Genomic DNA, 11403 nt, shown 5'->3' on the forward strand with positions numbered 1-11403 from the left:
CCGTGCTCGATCCTGCACCGCCCGCACCCCCGGTTCTCGAGGTCGACCTCGGTCCGGGGGTGCGTGCTGCGTTCACGGGCGCTGCCGGAGGTTCGTCCCCGGCCCCCTGGTCGGGGCTCAACCTCGGGCTGGGCGTCGGCGACGCACCCGAGCGCGTCCTCGCCCACCGCGAGTCCGTCGGCAGGTGGCTCGGCGCGCCGCTCGTCTTCGCGACGCAGGTGCACGGTGCGGGGGTGCGCGTGCTGTCCGGGGAGGACCGGGTGGCGCGGAGCGAGCGGGCGGTGGGCGCCGACACGTGCGGCGAGTACGACGCGCTCGTGACGGCCGAGCCGGGCCTCGGGCTGGGCGTCCTGGTCGCGGACTGCGTGCCCGTCCTGCTCGCGGACCCCGAGGCGAGGGTCGTCGGTGTCGCGCACGCCGGTCGGCAGGGGCTGGTCGAGGGGGTCGTCGGTGCGGCGCTCGAGGCGCTCCTGGGCTGTGGCGCGCGCGCCGACCGGGTGCGCGCCGTCGTCGGGCCGTCCGCGTGCGGCCGCTGCTACGAGGTGCCCGCCCGGATGCGCGACGAGGTCGACGCGGCGCGTCCCGGCACGGCGTCGACCACGAGCTGGGGCACCCCCGCGCTCGACCTGCCCGCGGGGGTCGTCGCAGAGCTGCGCGCCGGGGGGGTGGAGCAGGTCGTCGTCACGGGGATCTGCACCCTGGAGGACGAGCGCTTCTGCTCGCACCGTCGAGCGAGCGCCCAGGGCCTGGTCACGGGCCGGTTCGCGGGAGTCGTCGCACTCGGGTGACGGGCGGACGGGGCGCGGCGAGCCGTTTCTCACCCCGGTGCTCGTTCTCGCCTCCTGGGCGTGTCGCATCCCGCGCGTGTCCGGGGCTGGGTTAGCGTGCAAAGCACGGAACCAGCAGTCGACATGAGGACGGAGAGAGGGCGATGGCCGGAGCACTTCGCAAGACCATGCTTTACCTGGGCCTCGCTGATGATCGAGGCGAGGGCGAGCAGGAAGAGTTCATCGACGAGTACGACGACTTGGGGGCCGACGTGCCGACCGACTACCAGGCTCAGGTGACCCCGTTGCACAGGACGGTCGCCCCACGAGAGGTACCCCAGACCAGCATGTCAGCAGCCGAGCTCCGCCGGATCACGACCGTGCACCCGCGCTCCTACAACGACGCGCGCGTCATCGGGGAGGCCTTCCGCGGCGGCACACCGGTCATCATGAACCTCTCCGACATGGACGACGCGGACGCCAAGCGCCTGGTCGACTTCTCCGCCGGGCTCATCTTCGGCCTGCACGGAGCCATCGAGCGGGTGACCAACAAGGTCTTCCTGCTCTCGCCCGAGCACGTCGAGATCACCGGTGAGGAGCAGGCACCCGAGCCTCCTGTGAACCGGGCCGGCTTCTTCAACCAGAGCTGACCGCGGACTCTGGCACAGTTGACCCTGTGAATTTCGTCTTCGATCTGCTGGCATTCGTCCTCGGTCTCTACCTGATCGTGCTCATCGGCCGCGTGGTCTTCGACTGGGTGCAGGTCTTCGCACGCGACTGGCGCCCGCGGGGCGTGATGCTCGTGCTCGCGGAGACCATCTACACCCTGACCGACCCGCCGCTGCGCGCACTGCGCAAGGTGATCCCGCCTCTGACCCTCGGTCAGGTGCGGATCGACCTCGGCTTCATCGTGCTCTTTCTCGCAGTCTTGTTCGCTGCACAGATCTTCGGCTCGATAAACAGGTAGAAACCCGACAACACGGCGTGCTCGTCGCCGGTGCTCCCCGCTGGGGCCCCGGTCGGAGTCCGCTTCCGCTGACAAACTCCGCTACTTTGGACCGTGGCGATCTCGAGATCGCCCGGTCTGACGGCGCAAACGCATTGAGGTGAGACGATGGCACTGCTGACAGCAGAGGACATCCTGAACAAGAAGTTCTCCGCGACGAAGTTCCGCGAGGGATACGACGTCGAAGAGGTCGATGACTTCCTGGACGAGGTGGTGAGGACGCTCAACTCCGTGCAGGAGGAGAACGACGACCTCAAGACCAAGCTGGCCGCAGCGGAGCGACGTGTCGCCGAGCTCAGCCGGGCCGACGCCTCGGCGCCGTCCAAGCCTGCCGTGGTCGACGTGCCCGCCACCCCGGAGCCCGCTCCCGTCGCGCCGATCTCGGCCGCGGTCACCGGCAAGCTGAACGCCGAGCCGGAGTCCGCCACGGGCATGCTCCAGCTCGCGCAGAAGCTGCACGACGACTACGTGCGCTCGGGCCAGCAGGAGGGCGACCGCCTCATCGCGGAAGCGAAGGAGGAGGGCACCCGGATCGTGCAGGAGGCCGAGGAGACCTCGCACCGCACGCTCTCGCAGCTCGAGCAGGAGCGTTCGCTCCTCGAGCGCAAGATCGACGAGCTCCGTCTCTTCGAGCGGGACTACCGCACGCGTCTCAAGAGCTACCTGCAGAACCTCATGGGGGACCTCGACAACCGGGGGAGCGCGCTTCCCCCTCGCAGCAGCGCCGGCGCCGGTCGCTCGAGCGACCTGAGCACGGGTATCTAGTCCACCTGCCACCTGGCAGACGACCACCAGGCGTGCGGGCCACAGGGTCCGCCGTCCGTCGGTCCGTCGCGACGCACCACTCCGGCCCGTCCGGCGTGGTGCGTTGTGCGTACCGGCGGGCGGCGTCTACTCTCACCGCAACTCGAACCGGAGGGGCGACATGACCAAGCTCAGCACCGCGACGCGCGCGGTCGTACGACAGCAGTTCCCGAACCTAGCTCGCGACGTCAAGTCCTTCCCCGTGCGTGACGGCGAGGAGCCGTGGACGCTCAAGGAGGCGGAGGAGCAGGCAGCGACCCTGCTGGAGGAGCGCGAGCGCCTCGAGCGCGAGCTCACCGAGGCGGACCAGGAGCTCTCCGAGCTGCTGCGCAACTCGGGCGACGGAGCGGGCGACGACCAGGCCGACTCCGGTTCCAGCGCGCTCGAGCGCGAGCAGGAGCTCACGCTCGTCAACAACATGCGTGACCTGCTCGAGCAGACCAAGCACGCGCTCGACCGCATCGCCGCCGGCACCTACGCGACGTGCGAGGCCACGGGTCTCCCGATCGGCAAGGCGCGCCTGCAGGCCTACCCGCGGGCGAACCTCTCGGTCGAGGCGAAGCAGCGCGAGGAGCGCCGCTGACCTGGCGTACCGGCAGCACACGACGGCCGCCGTCCCCACGGGGGCGGCGGCCGTCCGCGTCGGGCGGGACCGAGCGAGATCGTTCCCGCGCGACCGGGCATGGCAGACTTGCGGCCGATGTCCACTACACCTTCGCCACAGCCACCCGTGCCCGCCGACCGCTCGGACGGGGCAGGCACGGGATCCGCGGCCTCCTCGGCCGCGCCGTCCGCCGGCGCGCCCCGTCGCCACCTCCTGGCGTGGGTCGCCGGGCTCACGCTCCTCGTGATCCTGGTCGACCAGGCCTCCAAGTACTGGGCCGAGGCCACCCTCGCCGACCAGGCGCCCGTCCCCGTGCTCGGCACGCTGCTCCAGCTGCGCCTGCTGTACAACGACGGGGCCGCCCTCTCGATCGGGTCCGGGTTCACGTGGCTGCTGACCATCATCGTGGTCGGTGTCGTCGTGGTCATCCTGCGGATCACGCGCAAGATCGGCTCGCGCGGCTGGGCCGTCGCGCTCGGCCTGCTCCTGGGCGGCGCGATCGGCAACCTCATCGACCGGCTCTTCAAGGAGCCGAGCTTCGGTCAGGGACACGTGGTCGACTTCATCGACTACGCGGGCTTCTTCGTGGGCAACGTCGCGGACATCGCGATCGTCGCGGCGGCCGTCATGATCGCGATCCTGTCGATCCTGGGGATCGGCATCGACGGTCAGCGGCACGCGGACACGGACAAGGACGTGGTGGAGGCCGCGCCGTCGGACGCGACGCCTGACGTCGCACCGGGCGACCCAGACCCGAAGGGTCCCGGCACGACCAGCCCGACCGCACCGCCCACCGGGACGGAGTCCTGATGGGCCAGGTCCGTTCTCTGCCCGTGCCCGACGGCCTGGCGGGCGAGCGCGTCGACGCCGCGCTCGCGCGGCTGCTCGGCCTGTCCCGCACGCGGGCCGCGGAGGTCGCGGCCGCCGGTGGCGTGCGCGTCGACGGGCGCGAGGTCGGCAAGTCCGACCGGCTGGTCGCCGGGGCGTGGCTCGAGGTCGAGATCCCCGACGAGCCCGAGGCGTCGACCCCGCAGATCGTCGCCGAGCCCGTACCGGGCATGAAGATCGTGTACGACGACGACGACGTCGTGGTGATCGACAAGCCCGTCGGAGTCGCGGCGCACCCCTCGCCGGGCTGGACGGGACCGACGGTCGTCGGCGCCCTGATCGCGGCGGGGTACCGCATCTCCACGTCCGGGGCGGCCGAGCGCCAGGGCATCGTGCACAGGCTCGACGTCGGGACCTCGGGACTCATGGTCGTCGCCAAGAGCGAGCTCGCGTACTCGGTGCTCAAGCGCGCCTTCAAGGAGCGCACGGTCGAGAAGGTCTACCACGCGCTCGTCCAGGGGCACCCCGAGCCGACGACGGGCACGATCGACGCGCCCATCGGGCGTCACCCCTCGGCCGACTACAAGTTCGCGGTGACGGCGGAGGGCAAGCCGTCGGTGACCCACTACGAGGTCCTCGAGATGCTCCCCGCGGCCTCGCTCGTCGAGGTCCACCTCGAGACCGGGCGCACGCACCAGATCCGGGTGCACTTCTCGGCACTTCGCCACCCGTGCGTGGGCGACCTCACGTACGGGGCGGATCCCGTGCTGGCCAAGAAGGTGGGGCTGACTCGCCAGTGGCTGCACGCGGTGCAGCTCGGGTTCGAGCACCCGGCGACGGGGCAGTGGACGCAGGTCACGAGCGAGTACCCCGAGGACCTGGCGCGCGCGCTCGAGGTCGTGCGCGGGGCGTACTCCTGAGGACCGGTCGGCCGGTCGAGGACCTGCGGGACGGCGGCGGGCGCGCCGCCCGTGCCGCCCGACGGAAGGAACGCACGTGCTGACGACCGAGCGGGTCACCACGCCCGAGCAGCTCACGGAGGCGCACGCGCTGCGCCTCGAGGTCTTCGTGGACGAGCAGCAGGTGCCGCTCGCCGAGGAGATCGACGACGCCGACTTCGCGCCCAGCACCACGCACGTCCTGGTGCGGGACGACGCGGGACGCGCCGTGGGCACGGGACGGCTGCTGACCGACCCGGCCCACCCGGGCGAGGTGCACGTCGGACGCGTCGCGGTGGCCCGCGACGCGCGGGGGAGCGGCGCGGGAGCCGCCGTGATGCGTGCGCTCGAGGAGATCGCGGTCGCCGAGCACGCCGCGGCGGGCACGGTCCGGATCGAGCTCAGCGCGCAGACCCAGGCCACGGGCTTCTACGAGCGCCTGGGCTACGAGGTGTACGGGCCCGTGTACCCGGACGCGGGCATCGACCACCGGGACGCCGCCAGGACGCTCACCACGGACGACTGAGCGGGGCGCAGCCACCCCCTGGTGACGCGCGGGCGAGGTCCGCGTCGAGGGGGAGCGGCGCCGTCGGTCCGCGTGAGACGAGTCCCACGCCGGTACCGGGAGCCGACACGCCGGGAGGGTCGGTGGCTCGATCTAGACTCGACGCATGCCGTCTGCCGTCGCCCCCGGAAGCACCCAGAAGTCCGACGACTTCGTCCACCTGCACGTCCACACCGAGTACTCGATGCTGGACGGTGCCGCGCGGCTCGGAGACCTCTTCGAGGAGACCGCGCGCCTGGGGCAGAAGGCCATCGCGACCACGGACCACGGCTACATCTTCGGGGCCTTCGACTTCTGGTCCAAGGCGACCCAGGCCGGCATCAAGCCCATCATCGGCGTCGAGGCGTACGTCACGCCCGGCACCAGCCGGTTCGACCAGACGCGCGTGCGGTTCGGCGAGAAGGGCCAGGAGTCCGACGACGTCTCGGCCCGCGGTGCGTACACGCACCTGACGATGTGGGCCCGCAACAACGAGGGCCTGCACAACCTCTTCCGGGCCAGCTCGCTCGCGTCGCTCGACGGTCAGATGGGCAAGTGGCCGCGCATGGACCGCGACCTGCTCGAGCGCTACGGCAAGGGCATGATCGCGTCCTCGGGCTGCCCGTCGGGCGAGATCCAGACCAAGCTGCGGCTCGGCCAGTGGGACGCGGCCGTGCAGGCCGCCGGCGAGCTCCAGGACGTGTTCGGCAAGGAGAACTTCTACGTCGAGCTCATGGACCACGGTCTCGACATCGAACGCCGGGTCATCAAGGACCTGCTGCGGCTCTCGGAGACGATCGGCGCCCCCCTGGTCGCGACCAACGACCTGCACTACGTGAAGAAGGAGGACAGCCACTCCCAGGAGGCGCTGCTGTGCATCAACTCCGGCTCCACGCTCGCGGACCCCGACCGCTTCAAGTTCGACGGCGACGGCTACTACGTGAAGTCCGCCGCCGAGATGCGGCACATCTGGAAAGAGCTGCCCGAGGCCTGCGACAACACGCTGCTCATCGCCGAGCGGTGCGAGGTCAGCTTCGACACGTCCGCCAACTACATGCCCAACTACCCCTGCCCCCCGGGCGAGGACGAGACCTCCTGGTTCATCAAGGAGGTCGAGAAGGGCCTGCACTACCGCTACCCCGACGGCATCACGGACGCCGTGCGCAAGCAGGCCGAGTACGAGACCCAGGTCATCGTCCAGATGGGCTTCCCGGGGTACTTCCTCGTGGTCGCCGACTTCATCAACTGGGCCAAGGACAACGGCATCCGCGTGGGCCCGGGCCGTGGTTCCGGAGCGGGCTCCATGGCGGCCTACGCCATGCGCATCACGGACCTCGACCCGCTGCAGCACGGCCTGATCTTCGAGCGCTTCCTCAACCCGGACCGCGTGTCCATGCCCGACTTCGACGTCGACTTCGACGAGCGTCGTCGCGGTGAGGTCATCCGGTACGTCACCGAGAAGTACGGCGAGGACCGTGTCGCCCAGATCGTGACGTACGGCACCATCAAGGCCAAGCAGGCGCTCAAGGACTCCTCGCGTCTCCTGGGCTTCCCGTTCGCGATGGGCGAGAAGCTCACCAAGGCCATGCCGCCCGCGATCATGGGCAAGGACATCTCCCTCACGGGCATCTTCAACCCCGACGACAAGCGGTACAACGAGGCCGACGAGTTCCGGCAGATCCACGCCGCGGACCCCGACGCGCAGCGCGTCGTCGAGCTCGCCAAGGGCATCGAGGGCCTGAAGCGCCAGTGGGGCGTGCACGCGGCCGGCGTCATCATGTCGAGCGAGCCGCTCATCGACATCATCCCGATCATGCGCCGCCTCCAGGACGGCGCGGTCATCACGCAGTTCGACTACCCCACCTGCGAGGGCCTCGGCCTGATCAAGATGGACTTCCTGGGCCTGCGCAACCTCACGATCCTCGACGACGCTCTCGAGAACATCGTGATGAACGGCAAGGACCCCGTCGTCCTCGAGACGCTGACGCTCGACGACCCCAAGACGTACGAGCTCCTGGGCCGCGGCGACACCCTGGGCGTGTTCCAGCTCGACGGCGGCGGCATGCGGACCCTGCTCAAGCTCATGCGCCCCGACAACTTCGAGGACATCTCGGCCGTGGGCGCGCTGTACCGCCCCGGCCCCATGGGCGCCAACTCGCACACCAACTACGCGCTGCGCAAGAACGGGATGCAGGAGGTCACTCCCATCCACCCCGAGCTCGAGGAGCCGCTCGCGGAGATCCTCGGCACGACCTACGGCCTGATCGTGTACCAGGAGCAGGTCATGGCCATCGCGCAGAAGGTCGCCGGGTACTCCCTCGGCCAGGCCGACATCCTGCGCCGCGCGATGGGCAAGAAGAAGAAGTCCGAGCTGGACAAGCAGTTCGAGGGCTTCTCGAACGGCATGAAGGAGCGCGGCTTCTCCATGGCCGCGGTCAAGACGCTGTGGGACATCCTGCTGCCGTTCTCCGACTACGCGTTCAACAAGGCGCACTCCGCGGCGTACGGGGTGGTCTCCTACTGGACCGCGTACCTCAAGGCCAACTACCCGACCGAGTACATGGCCGCGCTGCTCACGAGCGTGCGCGACGACAAGGACAAGTCGGCGCTCTACCTCAACGAGTGCCGTCGCATGGGCATCACGGTGCTCCCGCCGGACGTCAACTCGTCGTCGGCGAACTTCACGGCCGTCGGCAAGGACATCCGCTTCGGCCTGACCGCGGTGCGCAACGTGGGCGCCAACGTCGTGGACGCGATCGTCGCGACGCGCGAGGAGAAGGGGACGTTCGCGTCCTTCACCGACTTCCTCGACAAGGTGCCAGCGGTGGTCTGCAACAAGCGCACCATCGAGTCGCTCATCAAGGCAGGGGCGTTCGACTCGCTCGACCACGCGCGACGCGCGCTGCTCGTGGTCCACGAGCAGGCCGTCGACTCGGTCATCAGCGTCAAGCGCGAGGAGGCCAAGGGCCAGTTCGACCTCTTCGCGGACCTGGGGGGCGAGGACCCCGCGATGTCCTTCAGCGTCGACGTGCCGGACATCCCGGACTGGGACAAGAAGCAGCGCCTCGCGTTCGAGCGCGAGATGCTGGGCCTGTACGTGTCCGACCACCCGCTGTCGGGGCTCGAGCACGTCCTGACGCGCGCGGCCGACACCTCGATCGCGGCGCTCATGGCCGACGAGGCCCGCCCGGACGGGTCGACCGTCGTGATCGCCGGGCTCATCACCTCGCTCCAGCGCAAGATGAGCAAGAACGGCAACCCGTGGGCGGCGGTCACGATCGAGGACCTCGAGGGTGGTGTCGAGGTCATGTTCTTCGGCGAGACCTACCTGGCGTACTCGACGATCCTCGCCGAGGACCAGGTCGTGGTGCTCCGCGGGCGCGTGCGGCGCCGTGACGAGACCATGCAGCTCCAGGCCATGGAGGTCTCGCTCCCCGACATCTCGGCGGTCGCCGACACACCCGTGCTCGTGAGCCTGCCCGAGTCGCGCTGCACCCAGCCCGTGGTCGAGAAGCTGCGCGAGATCCTCTCGACGCACCCGGGCGTGACCGAGGTCCACCTCAAGCTCACGAGCCCCGGCCGGACCAAGGTCATGCGGCTCGAGGACACGTTGCGGGTGACGAAGAGCCCCGCGCTGTACGGGGACCTCAAGGCGCTGCTCGGTCCGTCCTGCCTCACGGTCTGACCGGACGCCCGGCACAGGACGGCCCGGTCCTCGTGGGCCGGTCCGTCCTGGGCCGAGCCTCGTCGGCACGGGGCCGACGTAGACTCGCCGACGTGATCCACCTGACCCCTGAGCAGCGCGTGTTCGTGACCGAGCGCCACCTGGCGACCCTGACGACCCTCCGCGAGGACGGCAGCCCGCACGTCGTCCCGGTGGGCTTCACGTGGGACCCCGAGGCCGGGGTCGTGCGCATCACCACGAACGACACGTCGGTCAAGGCGCTCAACGCCGGGCGCCTCACGCCCGCCGGTGAGCACCCGCGCGCGGCGGTCTGCCAGGTCGAGGGCGGGCGGTGGATCACGCTCGAGGGCACCGTCTCGGTCTCCCGCGACCCCGACGAGGTCGCCGAGGCCGTGCGCCGCTACACCAAGCGCTACAAGGAGCCGCGTGTCAACCCGCGCCGCGTGGTCCTGCGGATCGTCGCCGACAAGGTCATGAGCTCGAGCTACATGGCGTTCTGACGCGCCGGTCGCACGGGCGCGTCGCGCGGGTGCGCGGACCCGCCCGTGCACGGGGCCTCAGCCGACGACCGCACCGATCTGCCCGGTCGGGACGTCGACCGTCACGACGTCGCCCTTGTGGAGCTGGCGGCCGCGACGGGTGTCGACCTCGCCGTTGACCTTGACCTCTCCCTCGGAGATGAGGTCGCGGGCGTGCGCGCCGGACTCGACGAGGCTCGCGAGCTTGAGGAACTGGCCGAGGCGGATGACGTCGTCGGTGATCTCCACCGTGGGTGTCGTGGTCATGAGGCCATTCTCTCGCGTCCGGCACGTGCCGGAGAACCGACCACCTGCTGAATCGCGTGGAGTCCTGCACGGGGTGCGGCCTACGATGGGGCGGTGATCAATCGCATCGACCTGCGTGGTCGTTCCCTGTCTCCCCGTGAGCTCACGGAGATCCTGCCGCGTCCGGAGATCGGCGTCGAGGACGCCGCGGAGAAGGTCGCCCCGATCCTGCACGACGTCCGTCTGCACGGCGCCTCGGCGCTGCGGGACCTCTCCGAGCGGTTCGACGGCGTCCGTCCGGTCCACCTGCGGGTCCCGGCCGAGCACCTCACCGCCGCGCTCGAGTCGCTCGACCCGCTCGTGCGCGAGGGGCTCGAGGAGGCGATCCGCCGGGTGCGGACCGTGCACGCGGCCCAGCGCCCGCAGCCGTTCGCGGTCGACCTGGGCCCCGGGGCACAGGTCCGACAGCGCTGGATCCCGGTCCGCCGCGTGGGGCTGTACGTGCCCGGCGGGATCGCGGTCTACCCGTCCTCGGTCATCATGAGCGTCGTCGCGGCGCAGGAGGCCGGGGTGCGCGAGCTCGCGGTGGCCTCGCCGCCGCAGCGCGAGAACGACGGCCTGCCGCACCCCACGATCCTCGCGGCGTGCGCGCTGCTGGGCGTCGAGGAGGTCTACGCGGTCGGGGGCGCCCAGGCGATCGCCATGTTCGCGTACGGGGCCGCGGGCAGCGAGCCGCAGGACGGCGACTACCTGTGCGAGCCCGTGGACGTCATCACGGGGCCGGGGAACATCTACGTCGCCGCGGCCAAGCGGCTCGTGCGGGGCGTCGTCGGGATCGACTCCGAGGCCGGCCCCACGGAGATCGCGATCCTCGCGGACGGCGACGCCGACCCCACGCACGTCGCGCTCGACCTCATCAGCCAGGGCGAGCACACGCCGGACGCCGCGGCGGTCCTCGTGACGCCGTCGGTCGAGCTCGCGGCCAGGGTCGACGCCCGACTGGTCGACCTGGTGCCGGAGACCAAGCACGCGGCCCGCGTGGCCCAGGCGCTGTCCGGGCCGCAGTCCGCGATCATCGTGGTCGACGACCTGGAGCAGGGGCTCGACGTCGTGGACGCCTACGGCGCCGAGCACCTCGAGATCCAGACCGCCGACGCCGCCGCGCTCGCCGAGCGGGTCCAGAGCGCGGGTGCGATCTTCGTCGGTCCGTACTCGCCCGTCCCGCTGGGCGACTACATGGCAGGGTCCAACCACGTCCTGCCGACCGGCGGCTGCGCCCACTACTCGAGCGGCCTGGGGGTGCACAGCTTCCTGCGGGCGGTCCAGGTCGTCGAGTACACGGCCGACGCCCTCGAGGAGCTGGCGGACCGGATCGTGGCCGTCGCCAACGACGAGGACCTGCCCGCGCACGGCGAGGCGATCAGGGCACGCTTCCAGTAGCAGGCTGGCGGCGCTGACTGCAC

General features: G+C 70.6%; 12 protein-coding genes. 11 read left to right on the forward strand and 1 reads right to left on the reverse strand.

Translation table 11 applies throughout. The annotated features are described in order from the left end of the window. Positions 1-2 precede the first annotated feature (2 nt). The 10 genes from H9623_RS01335 to H9623_RS01380 all read left to right on the forward strand — a co-directional run bounded on the left by H9623_RS01335 (position 3) and on the right by H9623_RS01380 (position 9676). A complete protein-coding gene (locus tag H9623_RS01335) occupies positions 3-788 on the forward strand; it encodes a polyphenol oxidase family protein (RefSeq protein ID WP_321575196.1) in 786 nt (261 codons plus the stop codon). Between the two features lie 143 nt (positions 789-931). Then, positions 932-1417, forward strand: a complete 486-nt coding sequence (locus tag H9623_RS01340) for a cell division protein SepF (RefSeq protein WP_193718272.1) — start codon at positions 932-934, stop codon at positions 1415-1417. A 26-nt stretch (positions 1418-1443) separates the two neighbouring features. Then, entirely contained in the window at positions 1444-1734 is a 291-nt protein-coding gene (locus tag H9623_RS01345; RefSeq protein WP_193718273.1) for a YggT family protein, read from the forward strand. Between the two features lie 147 nt (positions 1735-1881). Next, positions 1882-2538 (forward strand): DivIVA domain-containing protein, encoded by a 657-nt coding sequence (locus H9623_RS01350; RefSeq protein ID WP_193718274.1) that lies wholly within the window; start codon positions 1882-1884, stop codon positions 2536-2538. A gap of 160 nt (positions 2539-2698) precedes the next feature. Next, positions 2699-3160 (forward strand): TraR/DksA family transcriptional regulator, encoded by a 462-nt coding sequence (locus H9623_RS01355; protein WP_138824718.1) that lies wholly within the window; start codon positions 2699-2701, stop codon positions 3158-3160. A gap of 117 nt (positions 3161-3277) precedes the next feature. Next, on the forward strand, positions 3278-3991 hold the full coding sequence (locus H9623_RS01360; protein ID WP_193718275.1) for a signal peptidase II: 714 nt from the start codon (positions 3278-3280) through the stop codon (positions 3989-3991). Next, entirely contained in the window at positions 3991-4929 is a 939-nt protein-coding gene (locus tag H9623_RS01365) for an RluA family pseudouridine synthase (protein WP_193718276.1), read from the forward strand. Before H9623_RS01360 ends, H9623_RS01365 begins: the two co-directional genes overlap by 1 nt. A 76-nt stretch (positions 4930-5005) precedes the next feature. Next, positions 5006-5473: a GNAT family N-acetyltransferase gene (locus H9623_RS01370; RefSeq protein ID WP_193718277.1), complete on the forward strand. Its 468-nt coding sequence runs from the start codon at positions 5006-5008 to the stop codon at positions 5471-5473. Positions 5474-5618: 145 nt separating this feature from the next. Beyond that, complete coding sequence (dnaE, locus tag H9623_RS01375) at positions 5619-9176, forward strand: DNA polymerase III subunit alpha (protein WP_193718278.1); 3558 nt, start codon at positions 5619-5621, stop codon at positions 9174-9176. Between the two features lie 92 nt (positions 9177-9268). After that, a complete protein-coding gene (locus H9623_RS01380) occupies positions 9269-9676 on the forward strand; it encodes a pyridoxamine 5'-phosphate oxidase family protein (protein ID WP_193718279.1) in 408 nt (135 codons plus the stop codon). A gap of 57 nt (positions 9677-9733) precedes the next feature. Here H9623_RS01380 and H9623_RS01385 read toward each other — a convergent pair whose 3' ends face one another. After that, positions 9734-9961, reverse strand: a complete 228-nt coding sequence (locus tag H9623_RS01385; protein ID WP_193718280.1) for an RNA-binding S4 domain-containing protein — start codon at positions 9959-9961, stop codon at positions 9734-9736. A gap of 93 nt (positions 9962-10054) precedes the next feature. Here H9623_RS01385 and hisD point away from each other — a divergent pair, with 93 nt between their 5' ends. Beyond that, a complete protein-coding gene (gene hisD, locus H9623_RS01390) occupies positions 10055-11380 on the forward strand; it encodes a histidinol dehydrogenase (RefSeq protein WP_193718281.1) in 1326 nt (441 codons plus the stop codon). Positions 11381-11403: the final 23 nt, after the last annotated feature.

It is taken from the genome of Oerskovia douganii (assembly GCF_015142735.1).
In the GTDB taxonomy this organism is placed as follows: Bacteria; Actinomycetota; Actinomycetes; order Actinomycetales; family Cellulomonadaceae; genus Oerskovia; species Oerskovia douganii.